Origin of the sequence: Saccharopolyspora kobensis (assembly GCF_900108315.1) — a bacterium.
Lineage (GTDB): Bacteria > Actinomycetota > Actinomycetes > Mycobacteriales > Pseudonocardiaceae > Saccharopolyspora > Saccharopolyspora kobensis.
In genome coordinates this window covers 1698800-1718230 of sequence record NZ_FNVB01000002.1, presented here as the reverse complement: position 1 = coordinate 1718230, position 19431 = coordinate 1698800, and the positions used below count along the sequence as shown (strand labels likewise).

The 19431-nt window shown below is 71.6% G+C and carries 22 protein-coding genes; 7 read left to right on the top strand and 15 right to left on the bottom strand.

The features are described from left to right. Positions 1-24 precede the first annotated feature (24 nt). On the bottom strand, positions 25-216 hold the full coding sequence (gene tatA, locus C4T78_RS07795) for a Sec-independent protein translocase subunit TatA (RefSeq protein ID WP_093356414.1): 192 nt from the start codon (positions 214-216) through the stop codon (positions 25-27). Positions 217-540: 324 nt separating this feature from the next. Between tatA and C4T78_RS07790 the strand changes: the two genes are divergently transcribed. From C4T78_RS07790 to C4T78_RS07780, 3 genes are read left to right on the top strand one after another with little or no spacing between them, the layout of a single operon-like run. After that, positions 541-1530, top strand: a complete 990-nt coding sequence (locus tag C4T78_RS07790; protein ID WP_093356598.1) for a Bug family tripartite tricarboxylate transporter substrate binding protein — start codon at positions 541-543, stop codon at positions 1528-1530. Then, positions 1527-2066 carry a tripartite tricarboxylate transporter TctB family protein gene (locus C4T78_RS07785; RefSeq protein WP_093356415.1) on the top strand — a complete coding sequence of 180 codons (540 nt, stop codon included), beginning with the start codon at positions 1527-1529 and terminating at the stop codon, positions 2064-2066. The genes C4T78_RS07790 and C4T78_RS07785 overlap by 4 nt, the downstream gene beginning before the upstream one ends. Before the next feature lie 3 nt (positions 2067-2069). Further along, entirely contained in the window at positions 2070-3575 is a 1506-nt protein-coding gene (locus C4T78_RS07780; protein WP_093356416.1) for a tripartite tricarboxylate transporter permease, read from the top strand. 46 nt (positions 3576-3621) lie between these two features. Here the strand turns inward: C4T78_RS07780 and C4T78_RS07775 are convergent, their stop codons facing one another. The 7 genes from C4T78_RS07775 to C4T78_RS07745 form a co-directional block, all read right to left on the bottom strand. Then, positions 3622-4089: a DoxX family protein gene (locus C4T78_RS07775; RefSeq protein WP_093356418.1), complete on the bottom strand. Its 468-nt coding sequence runs from the start codon at positions 4087-4089 to the stop codon at positions 3622-3624. 157 nt (positions 4090-4246) lie between these two features. After that, positions 4247-5029, bottom strand: a complete 783-nt coding sequence (locus C4T78_RS07770) for an alpha/beta fold hydrolase (RefSeq protein ID WP_093356419.1) — start codon at positions 5027-5029, stop codon at positions 4247-4249. Between the two features lie 89 nt (positions 5030-5118). Beyond that, the gene (locus C4T78_RS07765) at positions 5119-6030 is read right to left on the bottom strand and encodes an alpha/beta fold hydrolase (protein ID WP_093356420.1); all 912 of its coding nucleotides are present in this window, start codon (positions 6028-6030) and stop codon (positions 5119-5121) included. After that, positions 6027-6494 carry a hypothetical protein gene (locus tag C4T78_RS07760; protein WP_093356422.1) on the bottom strand — a complete coding sequence of 156 codons (468 nt, stop codon included), beginning with the start codon at positions 6492-6494 and terminating at the stop codon, positions 6027-6029. The genes C4T78_RS07765 and C4T78_RS07760 overlap by 4 nt, the downstream gene beginning before the upstream one ends. Positions 6495-6576: 82 nt before the next feature. Next, positions 6577-6978 (bottom strand): acyl-CoA thioesterase, encoded by a 402-nt coding sequence (locus C4T78_RS07755; RefSeq protein ID WP_093356423.1) that lies wholly within the window; start codon positions 6976-6978, stop codon positions 6577-6579. Further along, positions 6975-7193: a DUF2277 domain-containing protein gene (locus C4T78_RS07750; protein ID WP_093145726.1), complete on the bottom strand. Its 219-nt coding sequence runs from the start codon at positions 7191-7193 to the stop codon at positions 6975-6977. The genes C4T78_RS07755 and C4T78_RS07750 overlap by 4 nt, the downstream gene beginning before the upstream one ends. A gap of 101 nt (positions 7194-7294) precedes the next feature. Further along, positions 7295-7840 carry a winged helix-turn-helix transcriptional regulator gene (locus C4T78_RS07745; RefSeq protein WP_093356424.1) on the bottom strand — a complete coding sequence of 182 codons (546 nt, stop codon included), beginning with the start codon at positions 7838-7840 and terminating at the stop codon, positions 7295-7297. A gap of 113 nt (positions 7841-7953) precedes the next feature. Between C4T78_RS07745 and C4T78_RS07740 the strand changes: the two genes are divergently transcribed. The 4 genes from C4T78_RS07740 (at position 7954) to C4T78_RS07725 (ending at position 13144) form a co-directional block, all read left to right on the top strand. Further along, a complete protein-coding gene (locus C4T78_RS07740) occupies positions 7954-9372 on the top strand; it encodes an MFS transporter (protein ID WP_235863732.1) in 1419 nt (472 codons plus the stop codon). A gap of 221 nt (positions 9373-9593) precedes the next feature. Further along, a complete protein-coding gene (gene fabG, locus C4T78_RS07735; protein ID WP_093356427.1) occupies positions 9594-10382 on the top strand; it encodes a 3-oxoacyl-ACP reductase FabG in 789 nt (262 codons plus the stop codon). A 251-nt stretch (positions 10383-10633) separates the two neighbouring features. Then, positions 10634-12229: an ABC-F family ATP-binding cassette domain-containing protein gene (locus C4T78_RS07730; RefSeq protein ID WP_093356428.1), complete on the top strand. Its 1596-nt coding sequence runs from the start codon at positions 10634-10636 to the stop codon at positions 12227-12229. Between the two features lie 114 nt (positions 12230-12343). Then, complete coding sequence (locus C4T78_RS07725) at positions 12344-13144, top strand: MBL fold metallo-hydrolase (RefSeq protein WP_093356429.1); 801 nt, start codon at positions 12344-12346, stop codon at positions 13142-13144. 3 nt (positions 13145-13147) lie between these two features. Here the strand turns inward: C4T78_RS07725 and C4T78_RS07720 are convergent, their stop codons facing one another. From C4T78_RS07720 to qcrB, 7 genes are all read right to left on the bottom strand, one after another. Further along, on the bottom strand, positions 13148-13558 hold the full coding sequence (locus C4T78_RS07720) for an archease (RefSeq protein WP_177247718.1): 411 nt from the start codon (positions 13556-13558) through the stop codon (positions 13148-13150). Next, positions 13555-14967 (bottom strand): RtcB family protein, encoded by a 1413-nt coding sequence (locus C4T78_RS07715; RefSeq protein ID WP_093356432.1) that lies wholly within the window; start codon positions 14965-14967, stop codon positions 13555-13557. The genes C4T78_RS07720 and C4T78_RS07715 overlap by 4 nt, the downstream gene beginning before the upstream one ends. An 82-nt stretch (positions 14968-15049) precedes the next feature. After that, positions 15050-15328, bottom strand: coding sequence for a DUF6343 family protein (locus tag C4T78_RS07710; RefSeq protein ID WP_093356434.1), 279 nt, complete (start codon positions 15326-15328; stop codon positions 15050-15052). A 38-nt stretch (positions 15329-15366) separates the two neighbouring features. Then, positions 15367-15888, bottom strand: a complete 522-nt coding sequence (locus C4T78_RS07705; protein WP_093356435.1) for a winged helix-turn-helix domain-containing protein — start codon at positions 15886-15888, stop codon at positions 15367-15369. 202 nt (positions 15889-16090) lie between these two features. Further along, entirely contained in the window at positions 16091-16570 is a 480-nt protein-coding gene (locus C4T78_RS07700) for a DnaJ family domain-containing protein (protein ID WP_093356436.1), read from the bottom strand. Between the two features lie 46 nt (positions 16571-16616). Then, positions 16617-17645, bottom strand: a complete 1029-nt coding sequence (locus C4T78_RS07695; RefSeq protein ID WP_093356437.1) for a CobW family GTP-binding protein — start codon at positions 17643-17645, stop codon at positions 16617-16619. A 55-nt stretch (positions 17646-17700) separates the two neighbouring features. Continuing rightward, a complete protein-coding gene (qcrB, locus tag C4T78_RS07690) occupies positions 17701-19368 on the bottom strand; it encodes a cytochrome bc1 complex cytochrome b subunit (protein WP_093356439.1) in 1668 nt (555 codons plus the stop codon). Positions 19369-19431 lie beyond the last annotated feature (63 nt).

The following is a 19431-nucleotide window of genomic DNA, read 5'->3' as shown; positions in this document are numbered from 1 at the left end:
CAGGGGAGCTCTCGTTCGCGAGGTTCAGTCCTGGTGCGGCTTCTCGCCGCGCTGCTTGGCCGCTTCCTCGTCGGCCTTCATGCCGCGCGCCTCGGCCTTGAGGACGCGGGCGGACTGGCCGACCGAGCGGGCCAGCTGGGGCAGCTTCGCCGAGCCGAACAACAGGACGACCACGGCGAGCACGACCAGCCAGTGCCAGATGCTGAGCGAACCCATGGCAGAAAACTCCTCGCTGTTCAGCCGCCTGGATTCGGGTCCGGCGGCCTGCGGATGCGCCGAACGGAGTCTACCCATCCGGGTGGTCTCCGGTCGTCGACCATGCCGGGGCGTGGTCGGCTCGGACCGGGTTCAGCGGCGGCGTCGTTCACGGCGGCCGGACGGTGACGCCATCCGCGCTGGCCGGATGCCCTGCGTGTCCGGATCGGGCTTACACAACTTCCACAAATTCCGATAGGCCCGAAACCGAGACGGTTCGCGCCGCGCGGGGGATGATCACCCACCACCCGGTCGATGCGAGATCGGGATCACAGTGAGGTGATGATGCGCAAGCTGAAAGTGGCGCTGGCGGTGCTGGGAGCGGCACTGCTGGTGTTCCTGGTGCCGCCCCTGGCGGGTTCGGGGCGTGACGACGTCGCGGGGACCCAGATCCGCGGTCTGCGGGTCATGGTGCCCAACACTCCCGGCGGCGGCTACGACATCACCGCGCGGACCGCGGTGAAGGCGATCGAGGACAGCGAGCTCAACGGGCCGACCGAGGTCTTCAACCTGCCCGGCGCGGGCGGCACGGTCGGGCTCGGTCGGCTGGTCAACGAGTCGGGCAACGGCGCGCTGGTGATGTCCATGGGGCTGGGCGTGGTGGGTTCGGTGTACACCAACCACTCGCCGGTGTCGTTGCAGGACACCACGGCGATCGCGAAGCTGACCGAGGAAGCCGACGTCATCGTGGTGGCCAAGGGCTCGCCGTACCGGACCATCCACGACCTGATCGCGGCGTGGAAGGCCGACCCGGGCGCGGTCCCGGTCGGCGGCGGTTCGTCGCCGGGCGGGCCGGACCACCTGGCGCCGATGCTGACCGCGCGGGCGATCGGCCTGCCGGCCAAGGACGTCAACTACGTGCCCTTCGACGGCGGCGGCGAGCTGATGGCCTCGGTGCTGGGCAGCAAGGTGGCCTTCGGCGTGTCCGGGATCGGTGAGACCCGCGACCAGATCGCCGCGGGCGAACTGCGGGCGCTGGCGGTGACCAGCCCCGAGCGGGTGCCGGGAATCGACGCCCCGACCCTGCAGGAATCCGGGGTGGACGTCAGCTTCACCAACTGGCGCGGCATCGTCGCGCCGCCGGGCATCAGCGATGCGGAGCGGGAGAAGCTGATCGGCCTGTTCACCAGGCTGCACGACACCGAGCAGTGGCGCGAGGCGATGCGGCTCAACGGGTGGACCGACGCGTTCCAGACCGGCGACGAGTTCGGGGCGTTCCTGAAGTCGGAGAACGACCGGGTGGCGTCGGTGCTCAAGGAATTGGGGGCCGCATGAGTTCCTCTGTGGACACCGAAGGGCCCGAGACGGGTCCGGCTCGGCAGAGCTGGTGGAAGTCGCACTCCGAGCTGGGTCTGTGCGTCCTGCTGCTCGCGGTGGGCGTGCTGGTGCTGGTGGACGCGATCAACATCCCCACCGACTTCGCGCAGCGCGGCCCGGTCGGCCCGAAGGCGGTGCCGGTCGTGGTCGGCGCGCTGCTGCTGGTCGTCGCGGTGCTGCTGGCCCGCGACGTGCTGCGCGGCGGTCGCGGCGAAGCCGAGGGCGGCGAGGACGTCGACCTGGACGCGCCGACCGACTGGCGCACGTTGCTGCTGCTGTCCGGGTTCTTCCTGCTCAACGCCGCGCTGGTGAACGTGATCGGCTTCCCGGCGTCGTCGGCGATCCTGTTCTGGGGCGCGGCCTACTCGCTGGGCAGTCGGAACTTCGTGCGCGACCCGCTGATCGCCGCGGCCATCGCGGTGATCACCTGGTTCGCGTTCAACAACCTGCTCGGCGTCCCGTTGCCCGGCGGCCCGCTGATGGGGGTGCTGTAACCGATGGACCTGTCCAACCTCCTCGCGGGTTTCGGCACCGCGCTGACCCCGGAACACCTGCTGTTCGCCGCGATCGGCGTGCTGCTGGGCACCGCCGTAGGCGTGCTGCCCGGCATCGGCCCGGCGATGGCCGTGGCGCTGCTGCTGCCGGTGACCTACGCGCTGGACCCCACCGGTGCGTTCATCATGTTCGCCGGGATCTACTTCGGCGGCATGTTCGGCGGCTCGACCACCTCGATCCTGCTCAACACCCCCGGTGAGAGCGCGGCGGTGGTGGTGGCCATCGAGGGCAACAAGATGGCCAAGAAGGGCCGCGGTGCGCAAGCGCTGGCCGCGGCGGCGATCGGCCACTTCATCGGCGGTCTGATCGGCCTGATCCTGCTGGTGCTGCTGGCTCCGGTCATCGCGGGCTACGCGGTCAACATCGGCGCACCGGACTACTTCGCGTTCATGGTGCTGGCCTTCGCCGCGACCGCCACCGTGCTGGGCAGCTCGCGGATCCGCGGGTTCGCCTCGCTGCTGATCGGCCTGACCATCGGGCTGGTCGGCCTGGACCAGATGAGCGGCCAGGCCCGGCTGACCTTCGGCTCGCTGCAGCTGTCCGACGGCATCGACATCGTCATCGTGGCGGTCGGGCTGTTCGCGGTCGGCGAGTCGCTGTGGGTCGCCGCGCACTTGCGGCACACCCAGGAGAAGCCGCTGTCGGTCGGCCGCCCCGGGCTGGGCCGCGAGGACCTGCGGCGGGCTTGGAAGCCGTGGTTGCGCGGACCGCTGATCGGGTTCCCGTTCGGTGCGATCCCGGCGGGCGGCGCGGAGATGCCGACGTTCCTGTCCTACACGGTGGAGAAGCACCTGTCCCGCAAGACCGGTGACTGGGGCAAGGGCGCCATCGAAGGCGTCGCCGGGCCGGAGTCGACCGCGACGGCGAGCGCGGCGGGCACCATGGTCACGATGCTCACCCTGGGCCTGCCGACCACCTCGGTGGCCGCGGTGATGCTGGCGGCGTTCCAGCAGTACGGCATCCAGCCGGGACCGCTGCTGTTCGAGCGCGAGACCGAGCTGGTGTGGACGCTGATCGCGAGCATGTTCGTCGGCCTGGCGCTGCTGCTGATCATCAACCTGCCGATGGCCCCGGTGTGGGCGAAGCTGCTGCGGGTGCCGCGTCCCTACCTGTACGCGGGCATCCTGTTCTTCGCCAGCGTCGGTGCGTACGCGGTCGGTGGTGAAGCGCTGGACCTGGTTCTGCTGTTCATCATCGGCGCGATCGGCTTCGCGATGCGCCGCTACGGCCTGCCGGTGCTGCCCGCCATCGTCGGTGTCATCCTCGGCCCGGCCGCCGAGCTGCAGATGCGCCGAGCGCTGCAGATCAGCGACGGTTCCCTGACCGGCCTGGTGAACTCGCCGCTGGCGATCACGGTCTACGTGGTCATCGCGGTGCTGCTGACCTGGCCGCTGTGGAACAAGTTCGTCCGGCGCTCGACCGAGAGGGAGGAGCGCGTCGACGCCTGATCGACCGGACCAGGAGGCGGTCGCGGTTCGCCGCGGCCGCCTCCGGTCATTCCCGGTCGTGGTGCCGCTTCCCGGACAGCACGGCGTCGATCGAGACGGGCCCGGCCCCGACGATCAGCAGGAACACCGAGCCGAACAGCTGGCCGAGCTCGGCCCGGGCCTCGTGCACGTAGGTAAGGAATCCCTCGTGGAGCAGGACCGGAACTTTCGTGAAGACCTCGGCGCCGACCATGTTGACGATCATGGGTATCGCCGCCAACCGGGTGAGCAGCCCGACGATCAGCAGAGCGCCGCACGCCACCTCGAACACCCCGTCGAGGCAGGCGAAGAATCCGGGAGCGGGCAGTGGTGTCTCCCGGGCGAACCGCCCGGGGCCCAGCTTGTCCGGGTGCAGGAACTTCTGAACGCCCTCGAACAGGAATATCCCGCCCACGACGATCCGGATCAGGATGGTCGCCCGCGGCGCACCGCTTGCCAGCAGACGCGTCCACACCGAGGGCGTTGGTGCAGTCATGGCCCACCTCCGAGCACCCGCTCCACCGGGGATACCCGGCGCTGTTGCGGTGAAGCGGAGCCGACGCGCGTTGCCGCCGACCGCCCGGGAGGTGCGCTGCGCCGACGTCGGCTGCCCGGCGTCGTCGAACGGGCAGGCGTGGTTGCACCTGGCCTGTTCAGCCCAGCGCGGTTCGCAGGGCGGTGGTGACGGCGTCGGGGTTGTCGACGTTCATCAGGTGACCGGCGTTCGGGATTTCCAGGTAGGTCGCGCGGGGGAGGGCTTCGAGGAGGATTTCGGCGGCCTTGCGCGGGCAGAGCGCGTCGTGCTCGGCACCGATCACGGTCACCGGTTGCTTGATCTCGGCGAGTGCCGGCGTCAGCGGGTTGTCGCGGATCCCGGCCATCGCGGTCGCGGCGTTCGCGAAGCCCGCTCCGTCGCCGATCGTCGCGGCCCGGCGCGCGACCAGCTCGTCGATGTCCACTGCGGGGTTGGCGACCATCATCCGGGTGTCCTCGCGCAGGGACGCCAGCAGCGCGGCGGGATCGGCCGCTTCCTCGGCGCGCTGCAGGTTGATCTCCGCGGCTCGCCGGCCCACCACGGACGATGTTCCGAGCGCTACCACGCCGGTCACCAGGTCGGGGCGCTGCGCGGCGGCGGAGAGCACCACGGTGCCGCCCAGGGAGAACCCGACGCACACCGCGGGGCCGGAGATCTCGGTGAGGAACGCCAACAGGTCGTCGCGCAGCTGATCCAAGGTGCCGTTCGCGGCGCCGAGAGTGCTCTCGCCGTGGCCGCGCACGTCGTAGGCGTAGGTGCGGTGGCCGGTGAACTCCTCCTGCTGGCGCCGCCAGCTGCGGTGATCTTCGGCCAGGCCGTGCACGAACACCGCGGCCGGTCCGGAACCGGCTGCGCAGTAGTGCGTCCGGATGTCGTTCAGCGCGGCCGTCGCGGTCTGCACGCTCGATCAACTCCCCACTCGGTCGGTGTGATCGATTCTGCTGCCGGGGCGGCACCGCGTCCAGGCCGCAGTGCCGCCGTCGGGCGGGATCAGCGGTGGTCGCGCAGGAACGCCAGCACGATCTCGGCGATCTCGTCGGGGATTTCGAAGACCATGCCGTGGCTGGCGTCGACCTCCTGGACCTCGAAACCGGGCCGCTCGGTGGTGAGCCGGGCGAGGTCGCGTCGAAGACCTTCCTGCAGCGCCTGCATCAGGTCGGTGAACTCCGGTGGGAATCCGGCCACCCGCGTGGCGCGCACGAGCAGGAAGGGGCTGGTGACCTCGGCGAAGACCGGGAGCGCGTCGATGAACTCAGGGCTGTTGCGCAGCGTTTCGAGCAGTTCCGGTCCGGGGCGCACCAGCGTCCGGTCGTCGCTGACCTGCCAGCCGCGCCGGATCTGCTCGATCCAGTGCTCGACGTCGATCCCGGCCTGCGTCGCGAAGGCCCGCTGCTGCTCCAGCACCGCGGCGGCCTGCTCGGCGCTCATCGGCTGCCCCGCAGCCGAGGCCTGCGCGTCGAAGAGCGCGCGCAGGCGTTCCAGCTGCGCGTGCAGCTGTTCGCCGGGCATTCCGGCGTAGTTCTCCGGGTGGGTGAGGGCCGCGCGGTGGCCGTCGAGGCTGATGGCGGCCGGGCAGTCGGGGTGCCGGAGCGCCCACAGCGCGGCGATCATGCCGCCCAGCGAATGCCCGACGACGGCCGGGCGGGGCAGTTCGAAGTGCTCGACCACGGTGTCGAGGTCGTCGAGCACGTCGTCCCACCTCCACGGCCCGTCGCCCGAGCGCCCGTGGCCGCGCAGGTCCAGCGAGACCACCCGGTGCCCGGCGGTGAGCAGCGGGGCGAAGTGCTGCCAGGCCAACAGGTTTCCGCCCGCGCCGTGCAGGAGCACGACGGCGGGCCCGTTCCCGCCGTGGTCGCGGGCGGCGATCCGGGTTCCCGGGGAATCGATCAGGACGTCGTTCATGCGGTGCCCCCGGAGATGTGGTCGAGCCGCGCGCGGATCGACGCGGTGCGCACGCCGCCGTCCGGGTGGCGCTCGAGCTTGCCGCGGCCGACCAGGTCGTGCACGCCCTGCCGGGTGATGCCCAGGATCGCCCCCGCGGTGGAGAAGGAGACGTGATCGGTGCCGGGATGGCCGACACGGCGCGCGACGACCCGCCCGAGCGGTGTGCGCCACCAGGTGTCCGGCGGATCGAACGGGCCATCGCCGGGGAAGAGCGCGGCCAGCGTTCGCGAGCAGGCGTGCACCGCGGCCTGCTGATCGGAGCCGAGCATCGTCGCGGCCCACTTCTCGGACTGCTGCTCGACCTGCTGTCGCAGCGCGGCGGTCGCGGTGTCGGATTCGAGCAGGATGCTCAGCGGGTCCAGCAGCCGGGCGGCCACGAGGCGACGCAGTTCACCGGCCAGTTCTCGTTGCTCGTCCAGCATCGCAGCACCTCTCGTCTACTTGACGCAGAATAGCAAGTACTTGACGAACGATGTCAAGCAGTGAGGTGCGGGCTCGGCCGGATCAGGTCGAAAGGGCGCTGCGGAGGTCCTCGGGAATCGGAGTCTTCTGGCCGGTGGCGGGGTCGACGAACACGTGGCGCACTTCGCCGTCGGCCAGCAGCCGGCCGTCGCGGTGGAACTGCGGGGAGATGACCAGGCTGGTGGTGCCCAGGTGCGTGACCGGCAGCGAGATGTCGATCTCGTCGTCGAACCGCGCCGGTGCCCGGTAGCGCAACCGGGTCTCGGCGACGACGAGGTCGACGCCGCGCTCCAGCACCTGCTGCCACGACCCGATCCGGGCCCGGAACAGCTCGACGACCGCGACGTCGTAGAAGAACAGGTAGTGGCCGTTGAAGACCACGCCCTGCTGGTCGCACTCGCTGTACCGGACGCGGATCCGGTGCGTGAATGCGGTGTCCGTCATGCTCGGGTCTGCCCGCGGACCTGCAGCGAGGCCAGCAGCTTCGCGGTGGCCTGCTCGATCTCGTCGACGGCCTGCTCGAACGCCGCTGCGTTGTGCGCGGCGGGCTGCCGGAACCCGGAGATCTTGCGGACGTACTGCAACGCCGCCGCGCGGACGTCACCCTCGGTGACCTCGTCGGCGTAAGGCGGGCGGAGGGTCTTGATGCTGCGGCACATGAGCGCTTCCCGGGTCGACCCCGGCGCCCGGCCGGAGTGAGTGGACTGTGCTTGTCCCGACCATGCTAGGGGCGGGGCCGACGAAAGTGCGTGATCCGCGGTCAGCTGTCCGGTTCGCCGTAGGCGGGTTCCGGGGACAGAGCGGTCAGCAGCCGGTGCGGGCCGCGGCGAAGCGCTTCGCTGACCGGGTCCTCGCGCAGCGTCGGGTCCGCTCCGGGGCCCTGCCGGATGGCGATGTCGGCGGGGGCGGGCGTGGTGCCGCACGCCGGGCACGATCCGGTGGTGGTGAGGTCGGTGTCGCAGGTGGCGTGGCTGAAGATCCGCCGGGCGCCGCCGGGGGAGAGCCAGCGCTCGCCCCACTGCGCCAGCGTGTAGACGGCCGGCCACAGCTCGATGCCCCGCTCGGTGAGCAAGTAGTGGACCTCGGTGCCGTGCGGATGCCGTTCGAGCAGGCCTTCGGAGACCAGCGTCTTCAGCCGGGCGGTCAGCACGGCGCGCGGGATGTCCAGGTGCGCCTGGAAGTCGCGGAAGTGCCGCACGCCGTAGAAGCAGTCCCGGAGCACCAGGAGCGTCCAGCGCTCGCCGACGACTTCCAGCGCGCGAGCCAGCGAGCAGTCCTGGCCGGTGTAGTCGCGTCCCAATCCCACGAGCTCACCCTACCATTCGGTTCAGTGATCGAACTCATCAGTTCATTCATTGAACCTTCGCTGCTAGGGTGAGCGCGCACCGTCTCATCCGCCGAGTCATGGGAGAAGCAGTGGTGACCGGACCCGCTGTCGATCGTTGCCCGAGCGCCCGTGCGGCGCTTGCGATTTCGTGCGCGGCGACGCTGCTCGTGCTCGTCAACTTCACCGCTCCGGTCTCCACCGTGCAGATCATCGGCGCGGAGCTGGCTGCCGGTGCTTCGGAGCAGACCTGGATGCTGAGCAGCATCAGCGTCGGTCTGGCTGCCTTCCTGCTCGTCACGGGCAGTCTCGCCGACGCCTTCGGCCGCAAGCGGATCTTCGTGCTCGGCGGCGCACTTCTCGGCGTGGTCAGCGCGATGTGCGCGATGGCACCGACCGCGCTGGTGTTCGTGCTGGCTCGTGTTCTCCAGGGCGGAGCCGGCGCCGCTCTGCTGGCCACCGGGCTCGGGCTCCTGGGGCACGTCTTCCCGCCCGGGCCCGAGCGGGCGCGGGCCACCGGTCTGTGGGGCGCGATGGTGGGTGGTGGCATCACCATCGGCCCGGTGTTCTCCGCGCTGCTGATCAAGGTGGCGGGCTGGCCGCTGGCCTACTGGATCATCGCCGCGCTCTCCTCGCTCGTCGCGGTGTGGGCGGCGATGACGCTGGCGGAGTCCCGCGGCGAGCGGCCGCGCAAGCTCGACCTGGCCGGTGTGGTGACGTTCAGCGGTGCGCTCTCCTTCCTGGTCGCAGCGCTGACCGAGGGGCGCGGCGGCTGGACCCGCCCGCACGTCCTGGCCTTCCTGGCCGCGGCGCTGGTGCTGCTGGTGGCGTTCGCGCGGGCCGAGCGCAAGGCCGCCGAACCGATGCTCGACCTGGGGCTGCTGAAGCGCCGGGCGTTCCTGGCCGCGACGGTCGGCGCGCTGGTGACCGGCGCGGCGGTGATCGGGTTCATGACATACGTCCCCATCGCGGCGCAGCAGGTGCTCGGCCTCAGCCCGTTGGCCAGCGCGGTGCTGCTCGGAGCGTGGTCGGGCGTGTCCTTCGTGGCGGCGCCGCAGGCGCGCAGGCTGATCGGCCGCATCGAGGCCCGCGACCAGATCGCGGCCGGACTGGCGCTGTGCGGGATCGGCCAGCTGGCCCTGATCGGCATCGGTGTGCAGTCGGTGTGGTGGCAGCTGGTGCCCGGGCTCGTGCTGGCCGGTGCGGGCAGCGGCATCGCCAACGCCGCCCTGGCCGGGCTGGCGGTGCAGAGCGTGCCGCCGAACCAGGTGGCGATGGGATCGGGAGCCAACAACACCGCCCGCTACCTCGGTTCGTCGGTGGGGATCGCGCTGATCGCCGCTGTGCTGGCGATGGCGCCCAGCGGTGGCGGTCCGGCCGAGGACTTCGCCACCGGCATGGCCTGGGCGGCGATCGTCTCCGCAGTGCTGTCGATCCTCGGTTCGGTGGTCGTCGCCTCGCTCCGGCAACGCCGGACGCGCACCGCCGAGCGGGCCGCGGCGGAATCGGCTTGACAGGCAGCCGGATCGGCGCTGTCGAGCGCGACGTCGTTGCCGCGCAACGAGTTCTACCGGCCGTCGGGCACGTGGCCGCGTTCGCCGTCGACGTTGCGCGGTCCGCTCTCCGGGATATGATCTTGTCGCTCGTACCTCGGACCGGCTCGCGGTTCCCGTGCTGATGTGCTCGGAGAGCAGCCGCCCGCACCGGCGTGACAGCTGGAGGAGAGGACCTCACCGTGCTGAAGTCGCTTGCAGGGAGCCGGGTTCTGGTCACCGGCGCGAGCCGGGGGATCGGCAAGGGCATCGCCGCGGTCTTCGCCGAGGCGGGCTGCGACGTGCTGATCACCGGCCGGGGCGAGGACGCGCTGGCGCGCACTGCCGACGAGCTTACGGGCCGGGCGCCGGACGGTGCTCAGGTCGCCTGGCTGGCCGCCGACACGACAGAACCCGCCGACTGCCGCGCCGCGGCGGAGGAGGCCGTCCGCCGCTTCGGCGGGATCGACGTGCTGTGCGCCAACGCCGGTGTGTTCCCGGCGGATCCGCTGCCGGAGATGTCCCCGGAGAGCCTGCAGCGGGTGATGGCGACCAACTTCAACGGCACGGTCTACGCGGTGCAGGCGTGCCTCGACGCCCTGGCCGAATCCGACCTGGGCCGGATCGTGGTCACCTCGTCGATCACCGGGCCGGTCACCGGCTTCGCCGGCTGGAGCCACTACGGCGCGAGCAAAGCGGCCCAGCTGGGCTTCATCCGCAGCGCCGCCGTCGAGCTCGCGGCCAAGGGCATCACCATCAACGCCGTCCTGCCCGGCAACATCCGCACTGAAGGGCTGGACGACCTGGGGGAGGACTACCTGCGCCGGATGAGTGCGTCGGTGCCGCTGGGCCGGCTCGGCTCGGTCGCCGACATCGGTTACGCGGCGCTGTTCCTGGCCAGCCGCGAAGCCGGGTACATCACCGGGCAGACGATCGTGGTCGACGGCGGGCAGGTGCTGCCGGAGAGCCTGGATGCCCTCGGCGCACCGTGAGCCGGCCGGCAGATCGCACCGGCGAGGGGCATCGGGGTGTAAATCACGTGCGGTGCCGAACAGCGGTCTGGTAGCGTCGTTGACGTGCAGTACCACTACTTCCTCTGAGGGCGCCGACCTCGGTGCCGGACGGCCATGAGCCGGTCCGCATCTGAGTCCGTCGGTCGTTGAACGCACTTCTTTTCCGGATTCCACCGCCTGCCCAGGGCTGCGCTCTGCCGTGCCGCGGGGAATCCGTCCTCGGAGGAAACGTGTCCATTCGCACTGAACTACCTGCGCGCGCCCGAGCGCACCTCACCGCCACCGGACTGCACCTCGCCCGCGGCGGGCGCCCGGTGCTGACCGGGGTCGACCTGGCGGTCTCCGCCGGTGACCGGCTCGGCGTGGTGGGCGAGAACGGAACGGGCAAGACCACCCTGATCCAGGTGCTCGCCGGGAGGCTGGCCGCCGACCGCGGCACCGTGCACCGCGCGGGCACCCTCGGCGTGGCCGACCAGGAGATCCCGGTCGATCCGGCGCGCACCGTCGGCGACCTGATCGACATCGAGCTCACCGAGGTCCGACGCGTCCTGCGGAACCTCGACGAGGCGACCGGTGCGCTGGTCGCGGGGCAGCCGGACGCCGACGAGCGGTACGCCGAAGCGCTCGCGGCGGCGGAAGCGCTCAACGCCTGGGACGCCGACCGGCAGGTCGAGATCTCGCTGGCCGCGCTCGGCGCGGTCGCGGACCGGGACCGGCCGCTGGCGACGCTGTCGGTGGGGCAGCGCTACCGGGTCCGGCTGGCGTGCCTGCTCGGCGCCGGGCACGACCTGCTGCTGCTCGACGAGCCCACCAACCACCTGGACGCCGGCGGCCTCGAACACCTCACCGCGCGGCTGCGCGAGCACTCCGGCGCAGTGGTGCTGGTCAGCCACGACCGGGCGCTGCTCGCCGACGTGGTCACCGCGGTGCTCGACCTGGAACCCGGCCGCGACGGGCGACCGCGCGTCTACGGCGGCGGCTACCTCGGCTACCAGGAGGGCCACCAGGCCGAACGCGAGCGCTGGGAGCACGAGTACCGCGCGCAGCAGCGCGAGCACCAGCGCCTCGCCGACGACCTGTCGGCGGCGCAGAACAGGCTGTCCACCGGCTGGCGGCCGGAGAAGGGCACCGGCAAGCACACCCGCGCCACGCGCGCGCCGGGTCTCGTCCGCGCCGTCCACCGGCGCCAGGAGGATCTGGCCGCGCACCGCGTGGACGTGCCCGCACCGCCGCTGCGGTTCCGGGTGCCGGAGCTGGGGAACCTGCCCGGCGTCCGGCTGCTGCAGGCCGACGCGGTGACGCTGCGCGGCAGGTGGGCGCAGCCGCGTTCGCTGCTGCTGCAGTCCGGCGACCGGCTGGTGATCACCGGCCCGAACGGGGCCGGCAAGTCCAGCCTGATGGCCGTGCTCGCCGGTGCGATCGAGCCGACTTCCGGTGCCGTGCAGCGCAAGCGCGCCGCGCGGATCGCCTGGCTTTCCCAGGAATCCCCGGCTCCGTCGCGGCGGACCGCGCACGAGGAGTACGCGGCGGCTCTGCCGGGGCCCGACCGGGTTCCGCTCTCGGAACTCGGGCTGCTGCCCTCCGCCGCGCTCGGCCGGCCGGTCGCGGAGCTGTCGGTCGGGCAGCAGCGCCGCTTGCAGCTCGCGATCGCGCTGGCCGCGCGACCGCACGTGCTGCTGCTCGACGAGCCGACCAACCACCTGTCCACCAGGTTGGTCGACGAGCTGACCGAGGCGCTGTCGGCAACACCGGCGGCGGTAGTGGTCGCCACCCACGACCGCCAGCTGCTGCGGGACACCGCCGACTGGCCTCGGCTGCGGCTCTGAGCGGTCGGAGCTCGCGGTGCGCGCTGCGGCGTGCACCGCGAGCTCCGCCCCGAGCGGGAGGCCCGCGTTACGCTGGCGGCCTGCGACGACGTGCGCACGAGAGGAGCGACCGCCATGCCAGCCACTCCGCTGCCGATCTGCGCGACCTGCGGGATGCAGTACTCCCACCCGCGTCCCGACTGCCCGATCTGCGAGGACGAGCGCCAGTACGTTCCCGCCGGTGGCCAGCAGTGGACCGACCTGGACGCGATCCGCTCCGGCGAGCACACCGCGCTGATCCGCGAGCAGGGCGAGGTGCTGGGCATCGGCTGCGAACCGAGGTTCGCCATCGGCCAGCGCGCGCTGCTGCTGCGCACCGGGGCCGGGAACTTCCTGTGGGACTGCGTGTCCTACTTGGACGATGAGATCGTCAAGGCGGTCAACGAGCTCGGCGGGCTGGCCGGGATCGCGATCAGCCACCCGCACTACTACACCACGGTGGTCGAGTGGGCGCACGCCTTCGACGCCCCGGTGCACCTGCACGCCGGTGATGAGCAGTGGATCGGCAGGCCGGACCCGGCGATCCGGCTGTGGGAGGGCACCACCCGGCAGCTGGCGCCCGGCCTGACGCTGATCAACCTCGGCGTGCACTTCGCGGGCGGCACCGTGCTGCACTGGGACCGCGGTGCGGGCTCGCTGTTCAGCGGCGACATCGTGCAGGTCATCCCGGATCGCACGCACGTGGCCTTCATGTACAGCTACCCGAACCTCATCCCGGAGCGGCCCAGCGTGGTGCGCCGGGCCGCGCAGCTGCTGGAGCCCTACCGCTTCGAAGCGCTCTACGGCGCTTGGTGGGATGCGGTGATCCCGGCGGGCGCGGACCGCATCGTCCAGCGCTCCGCCGCCCGCTACCTCCGCTTCGTCACCGAGGCGTAGGGATCACACGTCCACCGTGACGGTGCAGCGCCAGCCGTCTTCGTCGTGGGTGAGCGAGAACCCGTGCAAGGAGATCGCCTTCGGTGCGGCTCCGGTGAAGCGCACGCGATCGGCGTCCACTTCGGACAGTTCGAGCGCCAGGCCGGTGGGCGTGGGCAGCACGTCGACGGAGCGGGGCACGGTGCCCGCGGCGTCGAGCCGGTAGATGATCTCGTCCAGCACGGCGAGCAGCAGCTGCTCGTCGCCGCCGTCGAGCTCCGCGGACGTGGTCCGGGCGGAGGCCGCCGCGGGGACCTCGGCGAAGGCGTCGATCAGCGCGCAGGCGGCCTGGGCGAAACATTCCTCGCGAGTGGTGCCCCACGCCTCGAACCGGATGTCGGCCGTGTGCGGCAGAAAGCGGAAACCACCGCTCACCCCTTCACCACGCCCAACGGCACGAGCCTGGCCACCCTGCGGCACAGCCCGGCGCCCTCGGCGACGGCCACCACCGCGTCGACGTCCTTGTACGCCGTCGGCGCTTCCTCGGCCAGGCCGCGTGCGGAGCTCCCGCGCACCACGATGCCGCTGTGCTCCAGCTCCCGCCGCAGCCGCCGCGCGTCGGTGGTGCGAACGGCCTGGTGGCGGCTCTGGGTGCGCCCGGCTCCGTGGCAGGTCGAGTGGAACGCGTCTCCGCCGGCGATCCCGGCCAGCACGTGCGACGCGGTGCCCATCGAACCCGGGATGAGCACCGGTTGCCCGGCTTCCCGCAGATCCGGCGGCAGCTCGGGATGGCCGGGCGGCAGCGCGCGGGTGGCGCCCTTGCGGTGCACGCAGAGCGTGCGGCGGTGCCCCTCCACCTCGTGCGACTCGATCTTGGCGAGGTTGTGCGAGATGTCGTAGACCAGGTCCAGCCCGCGGCCGGTCACCTCCCGCAGGACCTCACCGGCCGCGACGCCGAGGACGTGCCGGTTCGCGCGGGCGTAGTTCGCCGCAGCGGCCATCGCACCCAGGTAGGCGCGGCCCTCCGCGGAGTCGACGGGAGCGCACGCCAGCTGCCGGTCGGGCACCGACAGGCCGCGATCGGCCATGCTCTCGTCCATCCGCCGCACGTGGTCGGTGCAGATCTGGTGGCCCAGCCCCCGCGACCCGCAGTGGATCATCACGCACACCTGCCCGGGGCGCAGCCCGAAGGCCCCGGCCAAGCCCTCGTCGTAGACCTCGTCGACGGCCTGGACCTCCAGGAAGTGATTGCCCGAGCCGAGGCTGCCGACCTGGCCGAGCCCGCGGTCCAGCGCGCGGGCGCTGACCCGGCCGGGCGCGGCGTCGTCGACCGCCCCGCCGTCCTCGCAGCGCTCCAGATCGCGCTGCACACCCCAACCCCGCTCGACCGCGTAGCGGGATCCCTCCGCGAGCAGACGTTCGAGCCCGTCGCGGGACAGTTGCCACACGGCGCCCCGACCGGCTCCGCGCGGGGTCGCCCGGCTGAGGCCGTCGAGCACCTTCTCGGCCACGCGGCCGAACTCCGAGCGATCGAGATCGGCGGCCAGCAACCGCACACCGCACGAGATGTCGAACCCGACCCCTCCCGGCGAAACGACTCCTCCGGCCCGGACATCGGTGGCGGCGACCCCGCCGATGGGGAAGCCGTAACCCCAGTGCATGTCGGGCATCGCGTAGGAGGCGCGGACGATGCCCGGCAGCGCGGCGACGTTCGCCACCTGGGTCAGCGAGCCGTCGTCCTTCGGCGGCAGCAGCCGACGCGACGCGAACACCACCCCGGGCACCCGCATCGCACCGTGCGGCTCGATCCGGAACCGGAAGGGCGTCTCCTCGACGAGCTCCACGCCCCCGCAGTACCCAGCGCCGCTGGAGGCGACACCCGCGGCCCGGTGCCGCCGTCCCCGGCGCGCAGCACCTCGGGCGCGCTCAGCCCGGTTCGCCGCGTTGCTTGCGGTGCGCGACCCAGGCGAAGTCGACGGCGGCGATCACCGCCAGCACCACGAGCACCCATGCGAACCAGGCCAGCCCCGGGACCAGCAGGAACAGCGCCACCGCCGCGCCCGCGCAGAACACCAGGCCGAACCCGGCCAGCCACAACCGCAGGGTCAGCGCGCTGCGCGCGTAGGGCGCCCCACCGACCCCGGCCATCGGATCGTGGTAGCCGGGCAGGCCTCGCTCGTACTCCTCGCGACTGCGTTTCGGCATGCCCCTCGGCTACCCGCAGCGCGCGGAGTCATGCCCGGTCAGTCCCGCACGACCTGCACGTCGGTGGTGCGGTCCATCCGGTAGCCGACGCCGCGCACGGTGGTGATCAGGTCCAGGCCGGTGCCGAGCTTGCTGCGGATCCGGCGGATGTGCACGTCCACGGTCCGGGTGCTGGGCATGCTGTTGAACTGCCACACCGCGTTGAGCAGCGCGCTGCGCCGGTGCACCCGGCCGGGGTTCTCGCACAGGTACAGCAGCAGGTCGAACTCCAGTCGGGTCAGCTGCACGGCGCTGCCGTCGGCGCGCAGGATGCGCCGGGGAGCCACCAGGATCTGCAGCTTCGGTTCCTCCGGGGCGGGCAGCGACCGCAGCCGCGGAACCTCCACTGCGGACTGATGCGGCACGCCGCGGTCGGGCTGCGCGGTGAAGACCCGTTCCAGCGCGGCGAGGTCCTGGCGGGTGACGATGAACCGGGCGGTCACCTCGACCACCGCGCCGTCCTGCAGCGGGCGGGTCTCGAACGAGTTCGCCGCGAGCGGCCGAGCGGCTTCCGATGTCATGGCACGAATCTCCGTCTCACATCGCGATGCGGATCCGGGGGAGCGGGTGGTGCGCGGGAGTGCTCAAGCGCGCGGACAGGCCGCCGATGCGACCCACAGCAGGTCGATGTGCGCGCGCTGCACCAGCAGCGGTCCCAGTGCCATGATCGGATCAAAGCATCGCGGTGCGCGGCCGTCAAAGCCGCTCACCAGGTGGGACGGGTCACCTCCGGAACCGGCGCCACCAGCGGGGTTTCGGCGCCTGCGGCGCGGGTTCGGGCTCGGGTCGGGCGGAAACCCGCGACCGGGCGGTCCGCCAGCCGGCCACCAGCTCGTCGACGTCGGCCAGCGCGATGGCCACCTGCGGGCCGGTCGGTGCGCGCATGTGCTCGACGATCCGGCGATTGAGGTCGCCGGCCACCTCGCGCACGGCCTGCTCGCTGGGCAGCTCGTGCACCGTCTCGGCGAGCCGCTCGACCTCCTTGCGCAGCCGCAGCGGCGTCGGCAGCAGAGCCTCGCCGGACAGGCCCTCGCGGCGGAGGTAGTCCTTGACCCACCACTGCTCCTCGACGGGCTGCCCGGCGCCGGGCAGCGGCTTGCCCGCACCGGGCAGGTCGTCGAAGTCGCCGCGCTCCTGAGCGGTCCGGATCTGCCGGTCCACCCACGATTCGAACGTGGTGCCCGGGGGCTTGCGCTCGGTCATGCCCCGATTGTCCGCCACGCCGCACCGGCGGTGCCACCCCCGGTGCTCAGCCCCTGATGAACTTCAGCACGTCCAGCATGCTGTGCTCGTCGTCCTCTTCCGGACGGCCCAGGCAGGCGTGCAGGTCCGCGCGGATCCGGTCGCCGTCTAGGCCCGAGCCGATCACCACGAGCTGGGTGCGGCGCGGTTCGGCGCGGGCCCAGCGGGTGCGCTGGAAGCGCAGGAAGTCGCCGACGGTGTGCAGGGTGAACTTCTGCTCGTGGCCGGGCACCCCGAAGTGGACCTGTCCCTTCATCCGGTAAACCCCGGCCGGGCGGGTGTCCAGGAAGCGCATCAGCGCGCGCGGGTGGACCGGCTCGTCGGCGGTGAACTCGACGCTCTGGTACGCCGCGTGCAGGTGCTCGTGGCAGTCGTCGTGGTCATCGGTGACCAGGTCGTCGAAGGTCAGCTGCCGGGCGGTCTCCCGGCGCTGCCGCACCGACTCCCGGTCGAACAGCAGTGCCGGGTCGATGCGGCCGTGCGCGGTGGGCAGCACCGGTCTGCCGTCGGCGAGCTCGCGCACCAGCTCCAGCAGCCGGTCGCGGTCGCCCTCGGAGACGCGGTCGGTCTTGTTCAGCAGCACCAGGTCGGCGAAGCGCAGGTGCTGGTCGAGCTCGGGGTGGCGCTGCCGGGTGCGGTCGAACTCGGCGGCGTCGACCACCTCGACCAGGCCGCCGTAGCCGAGCCGGGGGTTGGTGCTGCCCAGCAGCAGCCGGACCATGGTGCGCGGATCGGCCAGTCCGCTGGACTCGATCACGATCAGGTCGATGTCGCTGCTCGGGCGCGCCAGCTTGGCCAGCAGGTCGTCCAGGCCGCTGGGGTCCACCGCGCAGCACAGGCAGCCGTTGCTCAGCGAGACCGACGAGTCGACCTGCCCGGCCACGCTCAGCGCATCGATGTTGATCTGCCCGAAGTCGTTGACCACCACGCCGATCCGCGCGCCCTGCGGGTTGCGCAGCAGGTGGTTGAGCAGACTCGTCTTCCCGGAGCCGAGGAACCCGGCGACGATGATGACCGGGATCGGTTGCCGAACCACGCATGCCTCCGACGGATCGCTGACCGCCGGAAAGCATATTCACCGCGCGGCGGGGTCACTGCTCGGGTGCCCGCGGCCGCCCGGAGCGCACCTCCGGCTCCTGGCCTGCGCGCGCCGCCTGCTCCTGCTCGGCCTGCTCGCGCCGCGCCTGCTGCAGCACCTCGGTCTCCTCCCGCGGGTCCGGGACCAGCAGGCTGCCCGGCACCGAGTGCCCGGCCGCGCCGAGCTGGTTCATCTTCTTGGGCACCGGGGTGCCCTGGTAGGGCAGCGGCTCCGGGTGGCCGTGCTCGTCCACCGGCCCCAGCGCCTGGTGCACCTCGATGAACTCGCCGTGCGGCAGCCGCTTGACGATGCCGGTCTCCACGCCGTGCTCCAGCACCTCGCGGTCCGTGCGCTGCAGCCCGAGGCAGATCCGGTAGGTCACGTAGTAGGCGATCGGCGGCGCCAGCAGCACCCCGATCCGGCCGGCCCAGGTCGTCATGTTCAACGACAGGCCGAACATGAAGGCGATGATGTCGTTGACGCCGGAGGCCAGCACCACCAGGAAGAACGCCAGCGCCATCGCGCCCAGCGAGGTGCGCACGGGCACGTCGCGCGGGCGCTGCAGCAGGTTGTGGTGGGCGTCGTCGCCGGTGAGCTTGCGCTCCAGCAGCGGGTAGATCATCGCGACGGTGAACACCAGGCCGAGGCCGAGGACCAGCGGGAAGAACACCGCCGGCACGGTGTAGGGGCCGAGGTAGAGCTCCCACGGCGGCCAGATCCGCCCCATCCCGTCGGTCCAGATCATGTACCAGTCGGGCTGCGAGGCCGCGGAGATCATCGAGGCGTTGTACGGGCCGAAGTTCCAGACCGCGTTGATCTGGAAGACGCCGCTCATCATCGCCAGCACGCCGGTGACGATGAAGAACAGCCCGCTGCTCTTGACCGCGAACACCGGCATGATCCGCACGCCCTCCACATTGGACTCCTTGCGGCCCGCGCCGGGGTACTGGGTGTGCTTCTGGTACCAGACGATCGCCAGGTGCACCGCCACCAGGGCGGCGATGATGCCGGGCAGCAGGAAGATGTGGATCATGTAGAAGCGCGGGATGATCTCCGAGCCCGGGAACTCCGAGCCGAAGAGGATCCACTGCAGCCAGGTGCCGATCACCGGGATCGACAGCAGGATCCCGGAGGCGATCCGCAGCCCGGTTCCGGAGAGCAGGTCGTCGGGCAGCGAGTAGCCGATGAAGCCCTCGAACATGCCGGTGATGAACAGCAGGATGCCGATCGTCCAGTTCACCTCGCGCGGGCGGCGGAACGCGCCGGTGAAGAAGATCCGCAGCATGTGCACCACGATCGCGGCCATGAAGATCAGCGCCGACCAGTGGTGCAGCTGCCGGGCGAACAACCCGCCGCGGACGTCGAAGGAGATGTCCAGGGTGCTCTCGAACGCCCGGGACATCGGGATGCCCTGCAGGTTGGTGAACTTCCCGTCGTAGACCACCTCGGTCATCGACGGGTCGAAGAACCAGGCCAGGTAGGTGCCGGTGATCAGCAGCACCACGAAGCTGTACAGCGCGATCTCGCCGAGCAGGAACGACCAGTTCGACGGGAAGACCTTGTTGAGCTGCCGCCGCATCCCGGCGGCCATGCGGAACCGCAGGTCCATCTCGTCGGCCTGGCGGCGCAGCGAGGTGGTGAACCTGCTCTCGGATTTGGTGGGCTGGGTCAGCCTGCTCATGTCGACTCCCGGCTGCCGCGCCCCGAGCTGCACGGGGACTGCCTGCTGCCGAACCCCCGCGCG